The sequence below is a fragment of the Achromobacter sp. E1 genome, from assembly GCF_037039475.1.
Lineage (GTDB): Bacteria > Pseudomonadota > Gammaproteobacteria > Burkholderiales > Burkholderiaceae_B > Achromobacter > Achromobacter mucicolens.
On record NZ_CP146253.1, the window covers coordinates 5,713,645 to 5,735,769 of the forward strand.

The following is a 22,125-nucleotide window of genomic DNA, read 5'->3' on the forward strand; positions in this document are numbered from 1 at the left end:
GTTCGAGCGGCGCGCCGCGGGCCTTGTTCGAGGATGGCTTCGCGGTGCGCCTGGCTTGCGTGCGGCGCCGGCCTACAGACCGTTCGCGCGCAGCCGCTCGTCGAGGAATTGCTTGGCGCGCGGCACGTCGTCTTCGGTCAGGTGTTCGATGATGATGGGGATGTTGGGGTGCTTCTTTGCCAGGCGCTGCAAGTACAGGTCGTAATTGAGCGCGCCCAGGCCCGGCGCCGGCAGCTCGATCTCGCCGACCCCCCGGAACGTATGGCTTTCCGCCGCGCCCTCGTCACCGATATCGCTGTGCTTTTCGGACTTGTCATCGCCCGAACGCTTCACGTCCTTGGCATGCGCGATGCAGATCTTGTCCGAGAGCGCGTCGAACACCTGATTGAGCGTGCGGTCCATCTGGTCGATGTTGTGCGCTTCGAAGTAGTTGGTCGGATCCATCAGGAGGCCCAGGCCCGGGTGATCCACCTCGGCAAACATGCGCAGCGTCTCCTCGACCGATCCCACCACGTTGTTCACGTAGGTCTCCAGCAGGAACACCGCGCCATGGTCATAGGCATGTTGCGACAGCTCGGCAATAACCGCGCGGCACTGGTCCCAGCCTTCCTCGGTCTTGTTCTTGGGGTGATGCACCCAGTCGCTTTCGGTGTCGAACGTGCCCGTTTCCGAGATCACGTAAGGCGAACCCAGCGGGCGCGCGTGCGTGAGTATCTCCTTGAGATAGCCGTTACGGCGCTGGCGCTCGGCGGGATCGGGATGAACGATATTGGTATAGGCCGAGATGCAGGACACCGGCAGGTCATAGTTGCGGAACGTGTCGCGGATCTGCGTGCATTTCTGCGCGGTCAGCTGCCCCGGGCCGAGCTCCATGTCCTTGAAATGCAAGTCCAGCTGCACGGTGTTGAAGCCGTGCGAGCGGATCACCTTGGCGGTGCGCTCCAGTTCATAAGGAAAGTAGCCCGAGAAGATTCCGGTCTGGATCATGATGGTTGTCTCCGTCTGTTTTTCTGTCTGGTTATTCAACAGCCGGCAGCCGTACCGTGCGGCCTTCGGCGATGGACGTATACGCGGCCTCGACCAGCGCCATCGTGCGTACGTTGTCGGTCACGCTCAACGCAGGCTCGGTGCCGCTGGCCAGCGCGTACTGCAACTGCTCCATCACGCCAATGAAGGCATGCGGAAACCACATCGTGTCCCACGTGGGCGTCACCCATCGGCCGTCGGTATGGCCTTGGGCCGCGCGCGAGGCGTAGCTCAGGGTCGACGGCTCGCCGGTGGGCCAGCCAATGGTGCCGCGCGCCACCCCCTCGGTGCCTTCCACGCGCCAGCGGATGTGCTGGTCGTCGGGGTATCCCTCGGCCCGCGGGCCGGACCACACGTCTTCGAGCGACAGCGCCAGCAGGCCGTTGCCAAATCGCAGCGTGGTGCAGACCAGCCCATCCCGATGCGCGAACTCGGTGCGCGGGTCGGGGCGGGTGATGCTGGTGATCTCGGTGGGCTCGCCAAACAGGTAGCGCAGGGCATCGAGGTGATGAACGCTCATGTTCGAGAGCGTCAGCCGGTCATAGCCGCGCAAGAAATCCTGCCAGTGCGGGATCGCGTGCATGTCGATCTGCGCGAACACCGGCGTGCCCAGCACGCCCTGGTCGAGCAGCTGCTTGAGCGTGCGCATCGACTGGTCGTAGCGCATGTTCTGGTTGACCGACAGGATCTTGCCGGCGGCGCGCGCCTCGTCGCGCAAGGCGCGGGCTTCCTCCAGCGAGAGGGCGAGGGGCTTTTGCGCCAGCACGCCGCGCACGTGCGGGGCGGCCAATGCGGCGCGAATCAGCGCGGGCTGAAGGTCGGGCGGATACGCGATGTCCACGATCTCGATCTGCGGATCGGCGATCAGGGCCAGGGGATCCTCGTGCACACGCGGGATGCCGTAGCGTTCGGCGACTGCGGCCGCTTTGCTGCGGGTACGCGACGCAATCGCCGCCACCGTGAAGCCGGCCTGCTGGTAGGCGGCCAGATGGCATTCGGCCATGATCATGCCGGCGCCGATGCAGCCGATGCGAAAGCGCCGTTCCCGGACGGGCGGGTCGGGCACCAAGGTAGGGTGCGACATGGTCTCCTCCTGCCGGCCTGGTGTGCCCTGTCGACTGCCTGGCACCCTGCCGTGCGGTGTTTGATGTATTGAGCCGCGATATTCACATCAAAACAATCAGGGGTAAAGGCGGTAGGCGCTCATAGGGCGGCGGCGTTACCTTTTTGATCTCGAATGATTGCAAATGATGGCTTATGATGGCCGCGCTGCCATCGTCCTGATGGTGTCTTGAGAGCCCGATCCCGCATGCGCCCCACCATTTCCCTCATTGCCCGCGAAGCCGGCATGTCTACCGCCACCGTGGACCGGGTACTGAACGACCGCGACGGCGTGCGCGGCAAGACCCGCGACCGCGTGCTGGCGATTGCCAATCGCCTGGGCTACTTCGTCCCGGGCGCCGAGGCCGCCAGTCAGGACGTCCGGGTCGATTTCGTTTTGCCCGCCGGCACCAACAGCTTCATGACCGCGTTGGGCCGGCACCTGCTCGAAGAAGCCGCCACCCGCCCCGATGTGCAGGCCCGCCTGCATCTGATCGAGGGGTTCGATGCGAACAAGCTTGCAAAGAAACTCTACGAGCTGCGCGAACAGACGCAGGCCGTTGGCCTGGTCGGACTGGACCATCCCCAGGTGCGCGACGCCATCATGGCGTTGCGCGACAGCGGCGTGCACGTAAGCACCCTGGTGTCGGACATTCCGATCTCGGCGCGCCTGGGGTACGTGGGCATCGACAACCGCGCCGCGGGCCGCCTGGCCGCGCTGTTGCTGGGGCGGTTTCTGCCGCAGCACACCGAACGGAAGGTCGCCGTGTTCGTCGGGTCATTGGCCTATCGCGGCCACGAAGAACGCGAGATGGGCTTTCGATCGCTGCTGAGCGAAGAGTTTCCGCACCTGCGCGTCGCCCACATTCTTGAGATCGGCGATGACCGCGACCGCGCCTTTGCCGTCACGCAGGATCTGCTGCGCAAGGACCCGCCGCACGCAATCTACAACATCGGCGCCGGCAATCAAGGCATCGCGCGGGCGCTGAAGGAGGCGCGGCCGGCTGAGGGATGGGCGGCCGACGCGGGGCCTGACGCGGCCCGGCCTGACGCGGCCCGGCCTGACGCGGCCCGGCCTGACGCGGCCCGGCCGATCACGGCGCCCTCTGCGTCTCGCATCGTCTTCGTCGGTCACGACCTTACCGAGGCCACGCGCCGCCTGCTGCTCGATCGCACCATGGACGCCGTGATCGACCAGAACCCGCGCGTCGAGGCGCGCGAGATCGTCAAGCTGCTGGTGGCGGCCGTCAAGGGCGCGCCCGAACCCAGCTACCTGCCGCGGCTGCAGGTGATCTTCCGGGAAAACATCCCGGAGCCGTGATGGCCCGGCGCGGGCGCATTCGGGAACCCGTGCGCGCAGTTCGCACCGGCCCGGCCCCAAGTGAGACCCTGCCCATCCGAGGCGCTACACGCACGCTTCTTATCGCTTCTGCGGGCAAATCCACGTAAACCCTCCTTTCCGCGCGCCGAAGCCCGGCTTGCGAAACCGCGAATTCCCAACCTCGCCCTTGTCGCGCCACACTGCCGATGCCTGCCCGCCATGCGCAGCATCGCGGGCCAAAGACACTACAAGGAGCGAGACATGTCCCACCGATACGCGCGCGCGATCAAACGCGCAGCCTGGCCCGTGCTGGCCCTGTCCTGCCTGGCTGTTGGCAACGCCGGCGCGCAAGGAGCCTACCCGAATCACCCGATTTCACTGGTCGTGCCGTTTGCCGCGGGCGGTCCCACCGACGTCGTGGCCCGCAGCCTGGGCGCCTCCATGGCCAAGACGCTGGGCCAGAGCGTCGTCATCGAAAACCGCACCGGCGCGGGCGGCACGCTGGCCTCGCAACACGTGGCCCGCGCCGCGCCCGACGGCTACACCTTCCTGATTCACCACAACGGCATGGCCACGGCGCCCGCGCTGTATCGCAAGCTGTCGTTCAATCCGCTGACCGACTTCGCCTATGTCGGCCAGGTCGCCGACGTGCCCATGACCCTGCTGGGCCGCAAGGATCTGCCGGCCGACGGCATGGCCAACTTCATCAAGTACGCCAAGGAAAACGGCAACAAGATCAACCTGGCCAATGCGGGCCTGGGCGCCGTGTCGCAGCTGTGCGGCATGCTGCTGCAGGAGTCGCTGGGCGTGCAGTTCACGACCGTGCCCTACGCGGGCACCGCGCCCGCCATGACGGCGCTGCTGGGCGGCCAGGTGGACGTGCTGTGCGACCAGACCACGCAGACCATCCCGCAGATCAAGGCCGAACGCGTCAAGCTGTACGGCGTCACCACCCAGGAACGCATCAAGACCCTGCCCGACGCGCCCACCCTGCAAGAAGGCGGCCTGAAGGGTTTCGAGGTCAAGGTGTGGCACGGTGTCTACGCCCCCAAGGGCACGCCGCCCGAGGCCATCAACAAGTTCAACGCCGCGCTGCGCGCCGCACTGAAGGACCCGGCTTTCACACAGAAGATGGCCGAGCTGGGCGCCGAAATCGTGCCCGAGGCCAAGCAGACGCCTGAGGGCCTGCAGACGTGGCTGAACTCTGAAGTCGACAAGTGGGGCGGAGTGATTCGCAAGGCGGGCGTGTACGCGGATTGAGGCCTGCGGCGCCCGCCTGGGCGCCGCGGCGGAACAAAACAAGGCCATCTCGGCAGCGCCCGTATGAAGGGGTACGCCTCCGAATGAAGGGGTACGCCTCCAAAGCGGTGGCCTTGTCGAAAAACACTTGATGCAGCCAGGGACGTTGGCGTTCGGACGGCTTCGCTCTAGGCGGTAGACCCGCGCTGGTTCACGATGACGCAGGCTTATGACGTCATCGCTTGAGCCTGCTCTAGGGGGGAATGCGGTCGCCGCTGATGCCAATGGCCCCTGGCTGGATATCGTCGAATCCGCACAGCTGGTCAATTTCCTTGGGAAACCGAGCGTAAGGCACGTTGTACTGAATGAAGGCCTCCACGCTGTCGGGGAAAACAATGATCAAGAGCCAGCCGATCCACAGCGGAATGGTGATCGGCGCTTTCAAGACGCCGTAGGGCCGAACGAGTCTGCCGCGCAATCCGGCATACCAGTCTCGGTAAGGTTGAAGGGTCTCTTGTGTGCGGCTAAGTCGAGGGGGTAACGGCGCAGGCTGGGGCAAACCTTCGGGTCCACGAGCCATAAAGGCTTGGAGATAAGACCACAGCGACTTGGCTGATCGGTCTCCGTCCAACAGGCCGAGGTTGCCGCATGCCGCACAGATTTCAGTTGGCGGATCCATCGCATAGTCGACGCCGATCAGGTAAAGCGGGTGTCGGCTGGTATAGCCGCTTGCTGAGACGATAGGGATGTAGCCGGCCATCGCTTCGAGCTCGTCCCAGTCGAGAACGTGAAGGAGCTTCCGGCTTGGATAGACGAAATACAGTTTACGAGTGCCTCGATGGATGCGTACGAACGCGCCACGACTTCTGTGGGCGCCGCTGGCGAGATAAAAGATAAACGCCATGACGGTCAGAGCAGGCGACAGGGCAATCATCATCATGGTCCGTTCCAGGGTCATATTTTCGAGGCCAACCGCAAGGACGCCGACGATAAATGTTGCGATGGCGATGTTTATGGACATGCCGATTGATGCTGCGGCACCGCGTTGTGCATAGTTGGCATAGGTATCGAGCTCAATGCAGTTCGCGTTGACCCTTCGTACGCCATCCGGTTCCGGACTTGCAGACAGGGCGTCCCTTTCAGATAGAGGTGTGCCTCCAAAGCGAAAGCTCTTTGGGAGGCGCTTTATTGTGCCGGTCATCTCGGCGCACCTATGGGTTCGAGTTTTGCCGGATCGATTGAGTTACGAAACCAACCACTCGAAGTGAATACCATTGGCGCAGGCGCATCAGGTTGTCGCAGCATGAGATCAGGGTGTTCATCGGGGTCGGGGAAGTAGAGATATTGCAGTTCTACTTTTGTGTCCTTATGCATTTGAATCGCCCAGCCGCACTCATTGCCAGTGCTGCCTAATGAGGTAACGAGGCATTCTCGGCGGTAGTCGATCGCGCTCGACCCGCGGGCGAGGATGATTGGTCCATGCACGGGAGAAAGCTTTATGCCGCTTAAGGAGAAGACCAGTTTTGTCTGGAATCTTTCTGCCGGCATGTCGCATATTCCAGGGATTTGGCAACTGATCCGGAGGTTGCCCACTGAATGATCTGGCGCATTATTCCAGGCGGGTGTCAAACGCGGTCGGTAGTACAAACTGTGGATAACGTCGAGTTCTTCATGGTTGGAATAATGACGTTCGTGAACCCCCCACGCACTGTGTTTAAGCCAGATTTCGACCGGACCGTGTTTGGCCAGGTCGGCACCGAATGCAAACCCCACAATGAAAATAACTGCGACGCCCGCGACAATTGTCCAGCCCAACGGAGTGAGCCCGAGGGCGGCAACGGCTGCCCCGCCATTGCTGATAGTCGCGGCTGCTGCCATGCCGCCTCCCCACGTGGCTGCGGTCAGCACGCCACCTGCTAACGCTGAACCCATCAGCATTCCCCCCAGGACAGGGTTACTGTCTTTAAAAGCGCTGATCGATCTGATGGAGTCAGATGCGGACACAAGTCCGGATCCCAATGCTCCAAAAACTGCCATCCCATATTTTGCTGAAAGGATTTTCATTCCCCTTTCGGCAAGTTTGCTCGCACGTCCTGTGGTCGTGCTGGAAACCATAGATGTGCCAAGTTCTATGCTGGCAGCGACGACCGTACTCATGGCTCCGAAAAGACCCACATAGTTGGCAACCGGAGCGCTGTTGTCTTTCTGTTTCTTCCAGGCACTAGCCAAGCCTTTTAAAGCTAAGAGCCCACCCAGACCGGAAAACAAATGTCCTAGGGGCCCTCGCACACGGTTCAACATATTGATGAACGGATTGCCCGTCATCTGAATTGAACGTGGTGCCGGGAGTGCAGATCGATCGCCTCGGATCGGATCAGTTGTTCGGGAAGTCGCGTCATCAACCTGCACCCAGTCAAAGACTGACGCCCTTCTTGCGGAGTCTGCGGGATTGATCTTCGGGGGCGGCATCTTCCACTCACGAAATTTCTCTTCGCCTAGGGCTTGATACCCTTGAAATTCGTAAGCTGCACGCTGCAAATCCGCAATTCCGAAGTCATATCGCACAATGGTGATGCCGGCTCTGATCTCCATCACGTGCCGCAGACGAGGCACAAATGCCTCCGCCACTTTGGATTCCGGCACAGCCTGCAGCAGCCCAATGAGGGCGTTGGAAGCTGCCGTTAGCTTGTGCTCTTCCAGAAACCTGTCCAAGACGCTGAAAAGATTCTTGGCAAGCTCCCCGGAACTGGCCTTCAGACGAGCAAGAAGCAGTTCACTGCCATTGGCCAGCGCGAGCCAAAAGGGACTTTTCTCGACCGGAAGATTGATCAGGTCATTCAACACCTGTATGCCATCTTTCGCGTGCACCAGACCGCCAATGCACTGCAGAACGGCGTCCTCATAGTCATGGGCGTTGTGGATCACGCCGCGATCAAAGCAACGCAGCGCCTTGCCCAGCAACCGCGAGGCGTCGATAAGGCGAACCCACGCAACGGAATCCGCTACCGCTGCTGCGATAGTGCGGTCAAACGCTTCGATTTCCTTGGCGTAGACGCCGGGGAATGACATGGCGCCGCTGTAGTTCACCAAGTTTTGCTGCCGCGTGATCGTGTTGGCGACGTCTGGGTTTCTACCCGCCTCTTTCTTCATCGCCTCGAAGTAATTGCGGATGAGCGTTGCGCTCTGCAATTTGTGCGCATTGCGTCCAGCGTATTCCGTCTTGCGGGTCACGGAATGGGTGACCCGATAATGAAGCTCGCTGGCAATCCCGATCGGATCCTGCAACGCAACCACCAGGGGCGTGAAGTCCTTGCGTGGCAGCAACGCGAGGTACATGTTGGCTTGAATGTTGTGGTGATTTGGCGCCTTTTCCGAGAACTGGGTTTCGCTCCATCCAAACGGCCGGGGCGCGCCATGTCCGGATGGCGAGACGAGTTCCGGTGCGGCCTCGCCCAGCAGCGTCGCGTCGAAGATGTGTTCTTGATACGCATTGCCCGCAGGCCTGCACTGTGTGCTCAATGCATCGCGAAGGCCGCCGTCATTGGTCTCGATGGCCCACAATGTGCGGTGAGACAGCAGCGTGTCGCTCACCAGGATGTGTACGGTTTCGGCAGTCTTTGCGTCCGGCGCGAAGAGATACGTCTGAGCGCCCACCGTATCGGGCCGGCTGAGCCGGCCCGGCGTGGCATCGTCGTCGTCCGCATCACTCCACCAGATACGGGCGAATCGGACGTCTTCGGTGACTTGGTAATGCTGCGTCCACATGCGCCCATTCTGGAAGTGGAAGAGGTAGACGTAGGTGCCCGGACGCAAGGTGCGCAATCCGTACGCTTTGCCTGCCGTGAGTGCGGGATAGCCCTCGGTGTTAAGGCGGGGAAACACCTCCCTGTCCCACGCGTGATCGGCAATGCCATAGCGCAGCGGATACAGGGGCACACCGCGTTCGCAGGGCGGTGGGGAGATGGCCTTGCCCAGGCGTTTTTCATTCGGGCGAATGGAGCCCAGTGCCTTTTTGTAGTTCACCGCTTTGTCGTCCACCTGATGAGGCTCCTTTACCGCGCCACAAGGGTCGAGAGCCGCGCTTCGGCGTCCACCAACCGCTGTTTTCCCGGAATGTGCCGGCTGGTCAGCATTTCGCGAAGCGCATTGTCTGTGGAGAAAAACGCTTGCGGGTAGCGAAAGCGCAGATCGACGTAGCGGCGAACGTCGCGTTCCAAGATGAGTGCGAGTTGATCGCCCGCCTCGTGCATGAAGAGGTCGATGCAACGCCACAGGACTGGTTCATTCTTTGGATCGTCGTAGGCCGGCGTTCGCTGGCGAACACTGCGCGCGCAGTCACGCATGAACCACGCGAGGCTGGCCTCGTCGAGTGAGATCTCATCGGCTTTCGTCAAGGCGATGGGCTCGTCCAGCGCGGTTGTGGCTTGCCCCGGGAAGGGAGAGTCCGCAACCAGCCATTCGCCCTGATGCTCGTCGCCCGCATACCAGATGAAGCGTTGGATGGGGCCGAACAGCCTGGCCAGGGCGTGCGCGTTCAAGCCTTCGCAGAACTCTTCAAGCACCCGCGCGCCGTTAAGGCTGAAGCTGATCGGAAGTCCGTCTGAACCCGTCAGTTGATGCAACTGTTGCAGATGGGCGACCAGGGTGTCGTGATCGTCAGAGGCGAGCAGGATGATCCCGGTTTGCTGACGGAACCAATGGTCAATGGCGTGATTGAACAAGGCCTCGTCGAGGGGCACGAGCAGGGGACCATGGCGATAGCCTGGGTTGCGGTACTCCCGAGGCGTGTCGCGCCACACCCACCGGTGCTCGAATGCCCTTGTGATTCGCAGAACGTCGCTTTCGAGTGCGTCGCTGCGGGCGCCGTCCAGAAAAATCCAGGGGCGGATACCGTGTTCCAGCGAGGTCCAATCCGGACATGGCAATGTACTTACCACCCGACGCGTCCATCTGGACGCATCGGCCATCAAATCAGTCGCCGCTCCCGCCATGTGAGTTTCACTCGTTGATTGAACAAAAAGTCGTTCAATCTAAGGCGGAGCCGCGCCCTTGCACATATGAATACTTCGAAACTGCTGAGGCGCGAGTCTGAGTTACCAGAAAGAAAAATCCCCACGCAGCGTAACGCTTCGTGGGGATCGATCTGACCAACTTATTAAGACCGGGGAAGACGCCGGCCTCTCACGACGGCAGCCCGCGGCATTTCCGCCGCCGCGCCGCCGACCGCTTACACCGTCAGTTCCTTCCAGATCGCCAGCGGCGCTTCGGAATGGTTCAGCGTGTAGAAATGCAGGCCGGGCGCGCCGTTGTCCAGCAGCGTCTGGCACAGCTCGGTCACGACGTCCACGCCAAAGGCGCGGATCGAAGCCTTGTCGTCGCCGAATTCGGCCAGGCGCAGGCGGATCCAGCGCGGGACTTCCGCGCCGCACATCTCCGAGAACCGCAGCAGCTGCGTGTGGTTCGTGATGGGCATGATGCCCGGCACGATCGGCACGTTCACGCCCTTGGCGCGGGCCCGGTCGACGAAGTCGAAATAGGCGTCGGCATTGAAGAAGTACTGCGTGATGGCGGCATCGGCGCCCGCCTTCACCTTGCTCACGAAATGATCCAGGTCGGCCGAGGGATTGGCGGCCTGGGGGTGCATTTCGGGATAGGCGGCCACTTCGATGTGGAACCAGTCGCCCGTTTCCTCGCGGATGAACGACACCAGCTCGTTGGCGTAGCGCAGCTCGCCCGCGTCGCCGCCCATGCCCGACGGCAGGTCGCCGCGCAGAGCCACCACGCGCCGCACGCCTTCGCGCTTGTAGGCCTGCAGGATGTCCCGCAGGTCCTGGCGCGAGGCGCCCACGCACGACAGGTGCGGCGCGGCGTCACAACCCAGGTTGCGCAGCGTGCGCACGGCGTCGGCGGTGCCGGCGCGCGTGGAGCCGCCCGCGCCGAACGTCACGCTGACGTACTTGGGCTGAATGGCCAGCATCTGCTTGGCCGCGCGCACCAGCCGCTCCTGGCCGGCCAGGTCGCGGGGAGGAAAGAATTCCAGACTGAAAGCAGGAGAAATCGATTCGGACATATCAGTATTTTTATGGCGCCATGCGCCGCATTCAGCAGGTGCCCCCTTCGCGGGGTGCCGCGGATCCGGGCTCCGCCGGTCCGCAGGCACGCCCCTGGGGGAAGCGCGCAGCGCTCGGGGGGGGCCCTCTACGGGATCAGCTTGGTCAGGAGACCGGAAATGATGCTGTACAGGATCGCGCCACCCACGGCCCACCAGAACCCGTTGACCTGGAATCCCTTGAGCACGGAGCCCACGAACCAGAACAGCAAGGCGTTGATGACGATGAGGAAAAGCCCGAGGGTAACGATCGTGATGGGCAGCGTCAGCAGCACCAGGACCGGCTTGACCAGCATGTTCACCAGGCCCAGCACCAGCGCGGCGATGAGCGCCGAACCGAAACTGGCCACCGTGATGCCGGGCAGCAGGTAGGCAACGGCCAGCAAGGCCACCGCGTTCAGGATCCAGACGAGTATCAGTGTCACCATGTTCGAACTCCTGTATTGACGCTCCGCGGACCCGTCGACGCCGGGCGAAGACGGGCGTGACCCGCAGATCGGAAAATCCGCGCCGACATGGCGCGGCATTTTCCTATTGTGCTACATCCATCAATAGCGGTAGTGATTGGGCTTGTAGGGGCCCTCGACCGGCACACTGATGTAGTCGGCCTGATCCTGGCGCAGCGTCGTGAGCTTGACGCCCAGCTTCTTCAGGTGCAGGCGGGCGACCTTCTCGTCCAGGTGCTTGGGCAGCACGTAGACTTCGCCGGACTTGTAGGCTTCGTTGCGCGTGAACAGTTCGATCTGGGCGATCGTCTGGTTGGCGAACGAGGACGACATCACGAACGAGGGATGGCCGGTGGCGCAGCCCAGGTTCACGAGACGGCCCTGCGCCAGCAGGATGATGCGCTTGCCGTCCGGGAAGATGACGTGGTCGACTTGGGGCTTGATTTCTTCCCACTGGCAGTCGGCCAGGGCAGCGACGTCGATTTCGTTGTCGAAGTGGCCGATGTTGCAGACGATGGCCTGGTCCTTCATGGCGTTCATGTGTTCGCGCGTGATCACATGGTAGTTGCCGGTGGCGGTGACAAAGATGTCGCCGTGGGCGGCGGCTTCTTCCATCGTCACGACCTTGAAGCCTTCCATGGCGGCCTGCAGGGCGCAGATCGGGTCGATTTCGGTGACCCACACTTGCGCGCGCAGCGCGACCAGCGCCTGGGCGCAGCCCTTGCCCACGTCGCCGTAACCGGCCACAACCGCAATCTTGCCGGCGACCATGACGTCGGTGGCGCGCTTGATGCCGTCGACCAGCGATTCGCGGCAGCCGTACAGGTTGTCGAACTTGGACTTGGTGACCGAGTCGTTGACGTTGATGGCGGCAAACGCCAGCTCGCCCTTCTGCGACATCTGGTACAGGCGATGCACGCCGGTGGTGGTTTCTTCGGTCACGCCCTTGATCAGCGCCAGGCGGGTCGAGTACCACTTCGGATCGCGCTTGAGCGTTTCCTTGATGGCGGCGAACAGGATGCGCTCTTCATCGCTGCCCGGGTTGGCCAGGACGGAGAGGTCCTTTTCGGCCTTGGTGCCCAGGTGCAGCATCAACGTGGCGTCGCCGCCATCGTCCAGGATCATGTTGGCGTTCTGGCCGTTGGGCCATTCGAAGATCTTGTGCGTGTACTGCCAGTACTCTTCCAGCGTCTCGCCCTTGACGGCGAAGACCGGCGTGCCGGACGCGGCGATGGCCGCGGCGGCGTGGTCCTGCGTGGAGAAGATGTTGCACGAGGCCCAACGCACTTCGGCGCCCAGCGCCACCAGCGTTTCGATCAGCACGCCGGTCTGGATGGTCATGTGCAGGCTGCCGGCGATGCGCGCGCCCTTGAGCGGCTGCGACGCGGCGAATTCCTCGCGGATGGCCATCAGGCCGGGCATTTCGGTTTCGGCGATGGCGAGTTCGCGGCGGCCCCAGCCGGCCAGCGACATGTCGGCGACGAGGTAGTCGGTAAAGGATTTATCAGTCACAGCGTTCATGGTGTGTAGGCTCCACGTAAATTCCGAACGGCGCACGAGATGGCCGGACAACGCGAATACACCACGACAGTCGAGTGCTCGCCTTTCCCGCCATACGCGACAAAAGTGAGCGCCGTTGCTGTAGCGACGCGCAAGGCGCGGCGCTTGAACAAGGATTCCTGAGCCTGGCGAGCCGGGGTCCGCATGGGGTGGCCGCGCAAGGGGGCCACCTGGGGGACCGCAGGGTCGTCGCAACGCTCCTCAGGATTGCCGGGCATTGTACAAGGTTGGCGCCCCGAACGGCCAGCACATCCGGGCCGCGCGTCTGTATCAGGTTGTGGTGGCCCAGGCGTCGGCCGCCCCGCGCGAATCCCCCTGCGTCAGCGGCACCAGTGCATCCAGCAGGTCCGCGGCGACCGAATCCCAGCTGCGGGTCAGCGCGTGTGCCCGCACGGCGTCGCGGTCCAGCGGCAGCGCGGCCAGGCAGGCGTGCTTCAGGTCGTCGCCCAGCCGGCCCGTGACGCCCTCCTGCACCACGGCAATGGGCGCCTCGCTGCGGAAGGCGGCAACCGGCGTGCCGCAGGCCATCGCCTCCAGCATGACAAGCCCGAAGGTATCGGTCAGGCTGGGAAACACGAAGACGTCGGCCGCCGCGTAATACCCCGGCAGCGCGCCGTCCTGCTGCATGCCGAGGAAGACGGCGTCCGGAAAGCGCTTTTTCAGGCGCGCCTCGTCGGGCCCCGCGCCCACCACCACCTTCGTGCCCGGCAGATCCAGGGACAGGAAGGCATCCAGGTTCTTTTCCTTGGCGACGCGGCCCACGCTCAGCCAGACGGGCCGGGGCAGATCCCGGAACGCCTGGCTGGACGCGGGCTGGAACTTGCGCGGATCCACCCCGCGCGACCAGACCCGCAGATTCGCCAGACCGCGCCGCACCAGGATGTCGCGCACCGTGGGCGTGGGCACCAGCACGCACTGCGATGGCCGGTGAAACCAGCGCAGGTAGCGCCACGGCAGCGCGGCGGGGATGCCCATGCGCGCCTCCAGGTAGTCCGGAAACATGGTGTGAAAGGACGTGGTGAAGCGCCAGCCGCGCCGCAGCGCCATGCGGCGGGCCGCCAGCCCCAGCGGGCCTTCCGTGGCGATGTGCAGCGCATCGGGAATAGTGTCGCCCAGCACGCGGCGCAATTGCCGGCCGGGCGTGAGGCATAGGCGCAGATCGGGTTCGGAAGGCGCGGGGATGGTTCGGCTGCCCTCGGGGCTCACCACGATCAGCTCGTGGCCCCATTCGCTGAGGATCTGCCGCATGGTCGTCCAGGTGCGGACGACGCCGTTGACTTGCGGATGCCAGGCATCCGTGACGAGAACGATGCGCATGATGGAGCCGGAAGTGGGCAATGGCGCTATTGAGCCTACGCCATATGACAAGCCCAAGACGGGGACAGGGTCCCGGCCCTCAACGCCACGAAAGCGGTGTGGCGCCCCCGGCGCGGCGCGTCAGTTGTTGCGCCGCGGATACCCTTGCGACTGGATGCGGATCCAGACTTCGCGCTTTTCGGCTTCCGACATGAACACCCAGTTGGCGACTTCCATGGCGGTGCGGCCGCAGCCGCGGCAGATGTCGTCAAACAGCGTGGAGCAGACGGCCACGCAGGGCGAATCCGAGGCCTTGAAGGCGCGTTGCGCGTCCTCGGCGTCGGGCAATTCGGAAAGATCGGCGAAGTAACGATTCATGGGGCGAAGGTTAACACCAGGGGTGCGTCCCTTTTTGGATATCCCTATCGCCCGCCAAGGCTTGGTTGACACGCGGACCCGCCCGGCCTGCCTCAGCGCCAACCGAAGAAATCGCCTGCCTCGGCCAGCACCGCGTCCGGTGATTCCTCGGCGAGATAATGCGCGCCGGGTAGCGGCCCGCCCGTCACGTCGTCGGCCACCGCGCGCCACAGCGCCAGCACATCGAAGTTGCGGCCGACGGCCCCGCGCTCGCCCCACATCGCGCGCACCGGCATGCGCAGGCGCTCGCCGGCCGCGCGGCCCGCTTCGTCATGCGCAAGATCGATCGTGGCCGAAGCGCGGTAGTCCTCGCAGATGCCCGTGGCCCACCCGGGCTGACGCGCGGCGCGCTCGTATTCCGCCATGGCCTCGTTGGAAAAGTGCGCCAGCCCGCCCGGCCGGCCGCCCATCACGGACCGCAGGTAGAAGACCGGGTCGTGTTCGATCATCGTTTCGGGCACAGGGGCCGGCTGGATCAGCCAGAACCAATGGAAATAGGCCTGCGCAAAGGCGCGCGTCGTGCCTTCGTACATGTCCAGCGTGGGCGCGATGTCCAGCAGCATCATGCGGGCGACGGCCTCGGGATGATCCAGCGCCAGCCGGTGCGCGACCCGCGCGCCGCGGTCATGGGCCAGGATTTCGAAGCGGTCGTGACCCAGCCCGCGCATCAACGCCACCATGTCCGCCGCCATGACCCGCTTGGAATGAGCGGCGTGATCGGCGCTGGCGGCGGGCTTGCCGCTGTCGCCATAGCCGCGCAGGTCCGCGGCCACGCAGGTGCGATGACGCGTCAGCTCGGGCCAGACGCGGTGCCAGATGGCGTGGGTCTGCGGATGCCCGTGCAAGAGCAGCAGCGGCGGACCCGAGCCGTCAATGCGGGCGGCGATCTCCAGACCGTTGGCGGCAAAGCGCCGCACCGGCAGGTCGAAAAAGGCGGTCATCTGCGTCATCTCCTATCGTCGTGGCGCGACAGCCGCGTCAGGCGGCGTCCAGCCGGTCGCGCACCTGGCGCGCCACGTCCTTCATCCACGGAAAGCGCGCCCAATGGCGGGCTTCGAAACGCGCGACGTCGGGCAACTGCTGCAGCGTCGCGCCCACCATGTCCTGCCCCTGCGCGAACATGCTGCGATGCCGCGCCGGCAGGTCAAAGCGGGCCTGCCAGCCATCGGCGGCGCGCACCTGGCCGGCCATCACGTCGATGCCGACGCGGTTGGATCCGGCCGCCGGGGTATTGGACACCTTCGAGAGCAGCGCGTCGACCTCGGCGGGCGGCAGCGTCACCAAGAGCAAGCCGTTGTTGAGCGCGTTGAAATAGAAGATCTCGCCAAAGCTGGACGCGATCACCGCCCGGATGCCGAACTGCTGCAAGCCCCAGACGGCGTGTTCACGGCTGGAGCCGCAGCCAAAGTTGGGGCCCGCCACCAGAATGCTGGCGCCCGCATAGGCCGGCTGGTTCAGCACGCAGTCCGGCCGCGGCGCGCCCTGCTCGTCAAAGCGCAGGTCGTACAGCAGGCCCTTGTCCAGCCCGGCCTTGTCGATGATGCGCAGAAACTGCTTGGGCATGATCTGGTCGGTGTCCAGATTGGAATACGGCAGCGGCGCGGCCACGCCTTCGATCATTGCAGTCATTTGGCGTCTCCCCATGCGCGCACGTCGACGATACGGCCGGCCAGCGCGGCGGCGGCGGCCATGGCGGGACTCATCAGGTGCGTGCGCCCTGCCCGCCCCTGGCGTCCCTCGAAATTCCGGTTGGTGGTGGATGCGCAGCGCTCGCCCGGGCGCAGCACGTCGTCGTTCATCGCCAGGCACATCGAACAGCCGGGCTGGCGCCATTCGAAGCCCGCCGCGATCAGGTCGGCCGCCAGCCCCTCGGCTTCGGCCTGGGCGCGCACGGCGCCGGACCCCGGCACCACCATCGCGCGCACCCCCTCGGCCACCTTCCTGCCGCGCGCCAGATCCGCGACGACGCGCAGGTCCTCGATTCGGCCATTGGTACAGGAGCCGATGAACACCCGATCGATCGGCACCCCGGCAATCGGCTCGCCGGCGGCAAGGCCGATATAGTCCATCGCCTTCTCCAGCGCCAGCCGGGCCAGCGTGTCCGGCTCGTCGCGCGGATCCGGCACCGCGCCGTCGACGGCAATCGCCTGGTCCGGGCTCGTGCCCCATGTCACGAAGGGCGCAATGCGGCTCGCGTCGAACACGTGTTCCACATCGAAGTGCGCGCCGTCGTCCGAGCGCAGCGTGGCCCACCAGGCGCGCGCCTCGTCCAGCAACGCGCCGCGCAGCTGCGGCGCGTGCGCCGTGACGTAGGCGTCGGTGACGGCGTCCGGTGCGATCAGCGCGGCGCGCGCGCCGGCCTCGACCGTCATGTTGCACAGGGTCATGCGCGCTTCGGCGGACAGCGCGGCCACGGCCTCGCCGCAGAACTCCACGGCATGGCCGCGCGCGCCCTGCGCGCCGATGCGGTGCACGATGTAGATGACCAGATCCTTGGCCGACACATGCGCCGGCAGCGTGCCGTCGATGCGGATCCGCATGTTGCGCGCCACGCGGTACACCAGCGTCTGCGTCGCCAGGATGTGCTCGACTTCGCTCGTGCCGATGCCAAAGCCCAGCGCGCCCAGCGCGCCATATGTGGTGGTGTGGCTGTCGCCGCACAGGACCACCATGCCGGGCAGGATCATGCCGTGTTCCGGCGCGATGACGTGCTCGATGCCCTGTAGCGGATCGGTGGTGTCAAAGAGCGCGATGCGCTGTTCGTCGCAATTGCGCTTCAGGTTCAGCGCCTGGCGCGACGAGGCGTCATCGGCGATCACGCGCAGCGCGGACGGCACGGGATGCGTGGGGATGATGTGGTCCACCACCGCCATCTGCTGACCCGGCCGCAACACGCCCCGGCCGCGCGCGGCCAGGCCGCTGAAGGCTTGCGGGCTGGTGTACTCGTTCATGATGTGCAGGTCGACGTAGAGCAGCACGTGCTCGCCGTCGATCCGGGCCACCTCATGGCTGGCCACCAGTTTGTCGTATAGCGTCATGCCGGGCATGTCTGTGCTTCCTTGCTTGAAGAATGCGCCCGCGGCGCGCGCGGGCGGGTAATGCGCGTTAAACCTTGGAAGGCGATCAATTCGCCTCGATCCCGGCTTCCTTGACGATGCCGGACCAGCGCGTCATCTCCGCGGCCACCATCGCATCGGTCTTGTCCGGCGACGTGATCAGGGGTTCGAAGCCCTCTTTCTGCATGCGCTGCGTCAGCGCGGCCGATTTCAGCGCCTGGCCAAGCTTGGCGTTCAGCGTGTCGATGACCGGCTGCGGCGTCCCGGCGGGCGCGCTGATGACGAACCAGGTGTTGAATTCGTAGCCGGGCAGGCCGGACTCGGCGATGGTCGGCACGTCGGGCAGCAGCGGCGAACGCGCCGTGCCCGTCACCCCGAGCGCGCGCAGCTTCTTGCCATCGACCTGCGGCTTGGCCGCGGACAGCACCGGAAAGCTCATCTGCACCTGTCCGCTGATCGTGTCCAGCATGGCGGGACCGCCGCCCTTGTACGGCACGTGCATGATCTGCGTCTTGGAAACGGACTTGAACAACTCGGCCGCCATGTGGAACGTGCTGCCAGTGCCGGCCGAGCCAAAGCTCAGGTCGTTGGCGGGACGGGCGCGCACATAGGCCAGCAGTTCGCTCACCGACTGCACGGGCAACGCATTGGTGACCGTCAGCACATGCTGCGACGTGCCCACCGTGCCCACCGATCGCAGGTCCTTCGCGGTATCGAACGGCATGGTCTTGAAGAGCGCCGGATTGATGGCCAGCGACATGGTGTTGATGCCCAGCGTGTAGCCGTTGGGCTCGGCACGCGCCACGGCCGTCATGCCGATGTTGCCGGACGCGCCGGCGCGGTTCTCCACGATCACGCTCTGCCCCAGTTCCTTGGCCCACGCGTCGGAGATCAGGCGGGCCGCGATGTCCACGCTGCCGCCCGGCGCGAACGGCACGATCAGCGTCACCGCACGCTCGGGAAAGGCGTTGCTGGCGGCGGCGGAATGGGCCCAACAGGATGCGGCAAGGGCGGCGCACAATGCGCCGGCCAATCTGGCTGTCTTCATTTTTCGGGTCTCCTCGGTTGGCCGCGTGGATGCGGCTCTGTATCGGTGAACCCAGTGTATAGACCCAGTCGGTTCTTATAATTCGGAGAAAAAATAAAGCTTTGTTAAATCGGATTTATAAATAGCCATGGATGCGCTCTCCGATCTCGCCTTTTTCTCGCTCGTGGTCAAGCACGGCAACCTGTCCGCCACCGCCCGCGAACTGGGGCTGACTCCGCCCGCGGTCAGCACGCGCCTGGCAAAGCTGGAGCAGCGCCTGGGGGTGCGCCTCTTGAACCGCACCACCCGCCGGGTCAGCGTGACGCAGGAAGGCGAGCTGTATCTTGCCGAGGGGTCCCGCATCCTGGCCGACCTGCAGGCGCTGGAGCGATCCGTGTCCAGTGCGCGCGCCCAGCCCCAGGGGCTGCTGCGGCTGAACGCCACGTTCGGCTTCGGACGGGCCCACATCGTGCCGGCCGTCTCGGACTTTTGCCGGCAGTACCCCGATGTGGAAGTGCAGATGCGGCTGACCGACAGGCCGCTGAACCTGATCGAGGAAGGCTTCGACGTGGCGGTGCGGTTCGGCGACCTGCCCGATGCGCGGCTGACCGCGCGCCGGATCGCGTCCAACCGGCGCCTGCTGTGCGCATCGCCCCGCTACCTGGAAACGCATGGCGAGCCGCGCACGCCCGGCGACCTGCAGCGCCACCGCTGCATCGTCGTGCGCGAGAACGACGTGGCCTACGGCACCTGGCGGCTGGAATCGGGCGCCCGCGCGGAAACCGTGAAGGTGCGCGGGCCGGTCAGTTCGAACGACGGCCAGAGCGCATTGGAATGGGCGCTGGACGGCCACGGCATCGTCATGCGCTCCGAATGGGAAACCGCGGCGCACCTGCGCGAAGGCCGGTTGCGCGAGGTCCTGAGGGACTGGCGCACCCCGCCCGCCGACATCCACGCGCTCTATCCGGAACGGCTGAACCTGCCGGCCAAGACGCTGGCCTTCGTCGACTTCCTGTCGCGGCGCTTTGCGCGCCGCGTGCGTGCGCCAGGTTCGGACGCCGCGGTGTGGTGAGCGCTCAGATCTCGTCGATGGGCGTGCGGGCGGCAGCGCCCGCGGGCGCGCTGTCCGCGTCGATGGCGTAGCGGTCGCGCGTGCGCACATAGAAGCTGGCGCCAAACCGCCCCACCGGAAAATAGTCCTGCAGCCGCACGCGCCACGTTTCCGTGTCGATCAGCCCGTCGCGCGCATGCAGCCAGCGGACCTGGCCGATGAAGATCTGGCGGCTGGCCGTCTCCAGGGTTTCAAAGAGCGTGCATTCGAACGCGACGGGGGCCTCTACGATGCGCGGCGGCGCCACGCGGTGGCTGGGCGCGGCGTCCAGGCCCGCATGCGCCAGTTCGCTGACATCGGACGGCACGCGGTCGCCGCAGCGGTGCATCTTTTCCGCCATGGCCTCGTCGGTCAGGTGGACCACGAATTCCTTGTCCCGCGCGATGTTGACCGCCGTGTCCTTCAGGCCGCCGTCTTCCAGGCGGTTGATGCTGACCATCACGATGGGCGGGTCCTCGCCCAGCATGTTGAACATGCTGAACGGCGCGGCGTTGACCACGCCGGTCTCGGACAGCGTGGTGATCAGCGCGATCGGCCGGGGCACGATCAGGCTGGCCATCAGCTTGTAGCGCTGGTATTCGGTGATAGCGTCGAAGTCGATTTCCATATCAGGCCAGTCCCAGCATCTGGGCAAGGGTTTGCGCGGGCTGCGGGCGCTCCAGGCTGATGCGCCGCTCCAGGTCCGCAAGGTGGTTGTCGTTGATCCGCACGGCTTCGGCCACGTCGCCGCGCTCCAGCATGTCCACGATCAGCACGTGCTCGCCGTGTTCGCACGCGGCATTGCCCGGCGGCTCGTACAGCGCCACGATGAGCGAACAGCGCGACACCAGCTCGGCCAGGTAGCCGTGCAGGATGGTGTTGCCGGACAGTTCGCCCAGGCGGACGTGAAAGGCGCTGGCCTGCCGCGCCCAGGCCGGTTGCCCGGCGCGATGCAGCAGCGCGTGCTCGTCGCGCAGCTGCCGGCGCAGCGAGGCGTAGTCGGCGCGCGTGGCGCGGGCCGCGGCCAGCGGCAGCAGCGCGGCTTCCAGCGCGCGGCGCGCCTGGAATATCTGGCGGGTGTCTTCAGGCGTCGGTTCGGCCACCACCGCGCCGCGGTTGTGATGCAGGTCCACCACATGCTCGTGCGCCAGCCGCTGCAACGCCTTGCGGGCCACCGACCGCGACACGCCGAACAGTTCGCAGATTGCGGCTTCGGGCAGCTTGGTGCCGGGCGTGAGCCGCTGGCTCATCACGCTTTCGTAGACCGCTTCGCAGATGCGGCGCTCCATGTCGGCGTCGGGCAGGACGTCATCGTCCGCGGCGGGCTTGGCGGACTTGGACCGCGCGGTGGCGGAACTGTTGGGTTTGGCGGCGCTTTTGGTGGACATGCGGGACTCGGTTCAACAAGGGAAACACATCAAGGGGCGGGACAGCGCCTAGTCGATCACGCCCGGCGGCAGGCTGTCCACGTGCCGGCAGATCTCGCCCGGCGTGGTGAACCAGATCTCGCCCCGGTCGCGGGCGGCGGCCAGCGGCGCCAGCGCGCGCCGCAGGTGACGCAGCCGGTACGGCTGGCCGACGATATAGGGATGCAGCGCGATGCCCATGACCAGCGGCTGGCGGACCGCCTGCGCGCGCATTTCCTCGAACTGGTCAAGGATCATATCGGCAAAATCGCGCGCGTCCATCTTGCGGCCCATGATCATCGGAATGTCGTTGAGCTCCTGCGGATAAGGAATCGCCCACAGGTCGCCCGCGCGGGTGCGCATGCGCATCGGCTGGTCGTCATGGCACCAGTTCAACGTGTACCGGTAGCCTGCCTCGGCCAGCAGGTCGGGCGTCGCGCGGCTCTCGGAGATCCAGGGCGACAGCCAGCCGGCCGGCTCGCTGCCCGCATGCCGCAGGATGCGGTCGCGGCAATGCGCAAGCAGCGCGCGCTCCTCGGCTTCGGGCAGCCCGCCCTGCCGGTGCGCGTTGCTGTACCCGTGGCCGATCAGCTCATCGCCGCGCGCGAGAAACGCATCCACCAGTTCCGGGCAGTGCTCGTACAGCGCGGTATTGATCAGCACGCCGGCCGGCAGGCGCAGTTCGTCGAACAGTTCCAGGCAGCGCCAGGCCCCCACGCGGTTGCCGTATTCGCGCCAGGCGTAGTTCAGGACGTCTGGATGCGGAGACGGCGGGCCCAGCTCGGCGCCCAGCCCCTCTCCGAAGGCAAAATGCTCGACGTTGAACCCCAGGTACACGGCCAGGCGCGCGCCATTGGGCCACGAATAATCGGCGCGGCCGGCGATGCCGCGATACGGAAAGCGGCCGTGGCAGGCCAGGGGTTGCGGCGTCCATGGGGACTGATCGTCGCGCCCCGGTTTAGTGCTTTGAAGCGAGGATGGATTCATTTTGGTGCAAATCCTGAAGCATGATTGTGAACAAAATCGCTGCG

The 22,125-nt window shown here is 65.0% G+C and carries 20 protein-coding genes and 1 riboswitch; of the genes, 3 read left to right on the forward strand and 17 right to left on the reverse strand.

Going from position 1 to position 22,125, the window contains the following annotated elements; translation table 11 throughout:
- Window positions 1–72: 72 nt before the first annotated feature.
- Both V6V88_RS26360 and V6V88_RS26365 read right to left on the reverse strand, forming a co-directional pair.
- A complete protein-coding gene (locus V6V88_RS26360) occupies window positions 73–987 on the reverse strand; it encodes a sugar phosphate isomerase/epimerase (protein WP_338617027.1) in 915 nt (304 codons plus the stop codon).
- Window positions 988–1,018: 31 nt separating this feature from the next.
- On the reverse strand, window positions 1,019–2,110 hold the full coding sequence (locus V6V88_RS26365; protein WP_223573579.1) for a Gfo/Idh/MocA family oxidoreductase: 1,092 nt from the start codon (window positions 2,108–2,110) through the stop codon (window positions 1,019–1,021).
- A gap of 264 nt (window positions 2,111–2,374) precedes the next feature.
- On the opposite strand from V6V88_RS26365, the gene V6V88_RS26370 reads away from it, so the two are divergent.
- Complete coding sequence (locus V6V88_RS26370) at window positions 2,375–3,448, forward strand: LacI family DNA-binding transcriptional regulator (RefSeq protein WP_338617029.1); 1,074 nt, start codon at window positions 2,375–2,377, stop codon at window positions 3,446–3,448.
- Between the two features lie 261 nt (window positions 3,449–3,709).
- On the forward strand, window positions 3,710–4,708 hold the full coding sequence (locus tag V6V88_RS26375; RefSeq protein WP_223573581.1) for a tripartite tricarboxylate transporter substrate-binding protein: 999 nt from the start codon (window positions 3,710–3,712) through the stop codon (window positions 4,706–4,708).
- A 232-nt stretch (window positions 4,709–4,940) separates the two neighbouring features.
- Here V6V88_RS26375 and V6V88_RS26380 read toward each other — a convergent pair whose 3' ends face one another.
- From V6V88_RS26380 to V6V88_RS26435, 12 genes are all read right to left on the reverse strand, one after another.
- A complete protein-coding gene (locus V6V88_RS26380; protein ID WP_223573583.1) occupies window positions 4,941–5,888 on the reverse strand; it encodes a DUF6708 domain-containing protein in 948 nt (315 codons plus the stop codon).
- Window positions 5,885–8,725, reverse strand: coding sequence for a toxin VasX (locus V6V88_RS26385; protein ID WP_338617031.1), 2,841 nt, complete (start codon window positions 8,723–8,725; stop codon window positions 5,885–5,887). Before V6V88_RS26385 ends, V6V88_RS26380 begins: the two co-directional genes overlap by 4 nt.
- 14 nt (window positions 8,726–8,739) lie before the next feature.
- A complete protein-coding gene (locus V6V88_RS26390) occupies window positions 8,740–9,654 on the reverse strand; it encodes a DUF4123 domain-containing protein (RefSeq protein ID WP_280003715.1) in 915 nt (304 codons plus the stop codon).
- Window positions 9,655–9,914: 260 nt separating this feature from the next.
- Window positions 9,915–10,757, reverse strand: a complete 843-nt coding sequence (gene metF / locus V6V88_RS26395) for a methylenetetrahydrofolate reductase [NAD(P)H] (RefSeq protein WP_280003716.1) — start codon at window positions 10,755–10,757, stop codon at window positions 9,915–9,917.
- 128 nt (window positions 10,758–10,885) lie between these two features.
- On the reverse strand, window positions 10,886–11,221 hold the full coding sequence (locus V6V88_RS26400) for a phage holin family protein (protein ID WP_056327402.1): 336 nt from the start codon (window positions 11,219–11,221) through the stop codon (window positions 10,886–10,888).
- A 123-nt stretch (window positions 11,222–11,344) separates the two neighbouring features.
- A complete protein-coding gene (ahcY, locus tag V6V88_RS26405; RefSeq protein WP_056327303.1) occupies window positions 11,345–12,763 on the reverse strand; it encodes an adenosylhomocysteinase in 1,419 nt (472 codons plus the stop codon).
- Window positions 12,764–12,863: 100 nt separating this feature from the next.
- Window positions 12,864–13,011, reverse strand: a riboswitch (S-adenosyl-L-homocysteine riboswitch).
- Window positions 13,012–13,072: 61 nt separating this feature from the next.
- Window positions 13,073–14,119 (reverse strand): glycosyltransferase family 1 protein, encoded by a 1,047-nt coding sequence (locus tag V6V88_RS26410; protein ID WP_280003717.1) that lies wholly within the window; start codon window positions 14,117–14,119, stop codon window positions 13,073–13,075.
- Window positions 14,120–14,239: 120 nt separating this feature from the next.
- Window positions 14,240–14,476: a DUF1289 domain-containing protein gene (locus V6V88_RS26415; protein WP_062838887.1), complete on the reverse strand. Its 237-nt coding sequence runs from the start codon at window positions 14,474–14,476 to the stop codon at window positions 14,240–14,242.
- A 92-nt stretch (window positions 14,477–14,568) separates the two neighbouring features.
- A complete protein-coding gene (locus V6V88_RS26420; protein ID WP_280003718.1) occupies window positions 14,569–15,456 on the reverse strand; it encodes an alpha/beta hydrolase in 888 nt (295 codons plus the stop codon).
- Between the two features lie 37 nt (window positions 15,457–15,493).
- The gene (leuD, locus tag V6V88_RS26425; protein WP_062838886.1) at window positions 15,494–16,144 is read right to left on the reverse strand and encodes a 3-isopropylmalate dehydratase small subunit; all 651 of its coding nucleotides are present in this window, start codon (window positions 16,142–16,144) and stop codon (window positions 15,494–15,496) included.
- The gene (leuC, locus tag V6V88_RS26430) at window positions 16,141–17,562 is read right to left on the reverse strand and encodes a 3-isopropylmalate dehydratase large subunit (RefSeq protein WP_062838885.1); all 1,422 of its coding nucleotides are present in this window, start codon (window positions 17,560–17,562) and stop codon (window positions 16,141–16,143) included. The genes leuD and leuC overlap by 4 nt, the downstream gene beginning before the upstream one ends.
- A 76-nt stretch (window positions 17,563–17,638) precedes the next feature.
- Entirely contained in the window at window positions 17,639–18,619 is a 981-nt protein-coding gene (locus tag V6V88_RS26435; protein WP_056327290.1) for a tripartite tricarboxylate transporter substrate binding protein, read from the reverse strand.
- Between the two features lie 127 nt (window positions 18,620–18,746).
- Here V6V88_RS26435 and V6V88_RS26440 point away from each other — a divergent pair, with 127 nt between their 5' ends.
- The gene (locus tag V6V88_RS26440; RefSeq protein ID WP_062838884.1) at window positions 18,747–19,670 is read left to right on the forward strand and encodes a LysR family transcriptional regulator; all 924 of its coding nucleotides are present in this window, start codon (window positions 18,747–18,749) and stop codon (window positions 19,668–19,670) included.
- Window positions 19,671–19,674: 4 nt separating this feature from the next.
- Here V6V88_RS26440 and V6V88_RS26445 read toward each other — a convergent pair whose 3' ends face one another.
- The 3 genes from V6V88_RS26445 to V6V88_RS26455 are packed head-to-tail and all read right to left on the reverse strand — an operon-like array spanning window position 19,675 to window position 22,081.
- The gene (locus V6V88_RS26445) at window positions 19,675–20,316 is read right to left on the reverse strand and encodes a flavin reductase family protein (RefSeq protein ID WP_338617035.1); all 642 of its coding nucleotides are present in this window, start codon (window positions 20,314–20,316) and stop codon (window positions 19,675–19,677) included.
- A 1-nt stretch (window position 20,317) separates the two neighbouring features.
- Entirely contained in the window at window positions 20,318–21,076 is a 759-nt protein-coding gene (locus tag V6V88_RS26450) for a GntR family transcriptional regulator (protein ID WP_056327284.1), read from the reverse strand.
- 48 nt (window positions 21,077–21,124) lie between these two features.
- Entirely contained in the window at window positions 21,125–22,081 is a 957-nt protein-coding gene (locus V6V88_RS26455) for a polysaccharide deacetylase family protein (RefSeq protein ID WP_338617037.1), read from the reverse strand.
- Between the last annotated feature and the right edge of the window lie 44 nt (window positions 22,082–22,125).

Excerpts from the sequence above, each read along its gene's own strand:
- metF (WP_280003716.1), bottom strand. The coding sequence starts at position 10,757 with ATGTCCGAATCGATTTCTCCTGCTTTCAGTCTGGAATTCTTTCCTCCC.
- V6V88_RS26455 (WP_338617037.1), bottom strand. The coding sequence starts at position 22,081 with ATGAATCCATCCTCGCTTCAAAGCACTAAACCGGGGCGCGACGATCAG.
- V6V88_RS26370 (WP_338617029.1), top strand. The coding sequence starts at position 2,375 with ATGTCTACCGCCACCGTGGACCGGGTACTGAACGACCGCGACGGCGTG.
- leuD (WP_062838886.1), bottom strand. The coding sequence starts at position 16,144 with ATGACTGCAATGATCGAAGGCGTGGCCGCGCCGCTGCCGTATTCCAAT.
- V6V88_RS26390 (WP_280003715.1), bottom strand. The coding sequence starts at position 9,654 with ATGGCCGATGCGTCCAGATGGACGCGTCGGGTGGTAAGTACATTGCCA.
- V6V88_RS26440 (WP_062838884.1), top strand. The coding sequence starts at position 18,747 with ATGGATGCGCTCTCCGATCTCGCCTTTTTCTCGCTCGTGGTCAAGCAC.
- V6V88_RS26435 (WP_056327290.1), bottom strand. The coding sequence starts at position 18,619 with ATGAAGACAGCCAGATTGGCCGGCGCATTGTGCGCCGCCCTTGCCGCA.
- V6V88_RS26375 (WP_223573581.1), top strand. The coding sequence starts at position 3,710 with ATGTCCCACCGATACGCGCGCGCGATCAAACGCGCAGCCTGGCCCGTG.
- V6V88_RS26365 (WP_223573579.1), bottom strand. The coding sequence starts at position 2,110 with ATGTCGCACCCTACCTTGGTGCCCGACCCGCCCGTCCGGGAACGGCGC.
- leuC (WP_062838885.1), bottom strand. The coding sequence starts at position 17,562 with ATGCCCGGCATGACGCTATACGACAAACTGGTGGCCAGCCATGAGGTG.
- V6V88_RS26445 (WP_338617035.1), bottom strand. The coding sequence starts at position 20,316 with ATGGAAATCGACTTCGACGCTATCACCGAATACCAGCGCTACAAGCTG.
- V6V88_RS26380 (WP_223573583.1), bottom strand. The coding sequence starts at position 5,888 with ATGACCGGCACAATAAAGCGCCTCCCAAAGAGCTTTCGCTTTGGAGGC.
- V6V88_RS26415 (WP_062838887.1), bottom strand. The coding sequence starts at position 14,476 with ATGAATCGTTACTTCGCCGATCTTTCCGAATTGCCCGACGCCGAGGAC.
- V6V88_RS26450 (WP_056327284.1), bottom strand. The coding sequence starts at position 21,076 with ATGTCCACCAAAAGCGCCGCCAAACCCAACAGTTCCGCCACCGCGCGG.
- V6V88_RS26410 (WP_280003717.1), bottom strand. The coding sequence starts at position 14,119 with ATGCGCATCGTTCTCGTCACGGATGCCTGGCATCCGCAAGTCAACGGC.
- V6V88_RS26420 (WP_280003718.1), bottom strand. The coding sequence starts at position 15,456 with ATGACCGCCTTTTTCGACCTGCCGGTGCGGCGCTTTGCCGCCAACGGT.
- V6V88_RS26360 (WP_338617027.1), bottom strand. The coding sequence starts at position 987 with ATGATCCAGACCGGAATCTTCTCGGGCTACTTTCCTTATGAACTGGAG.
- ahcY (WP_056327303.1), bottom strand. The coding sequence starts at position 12,763 with ATGAACGCTGTGACTGATAAATCCTTTACCGACTACCTCGTCGCCGAC.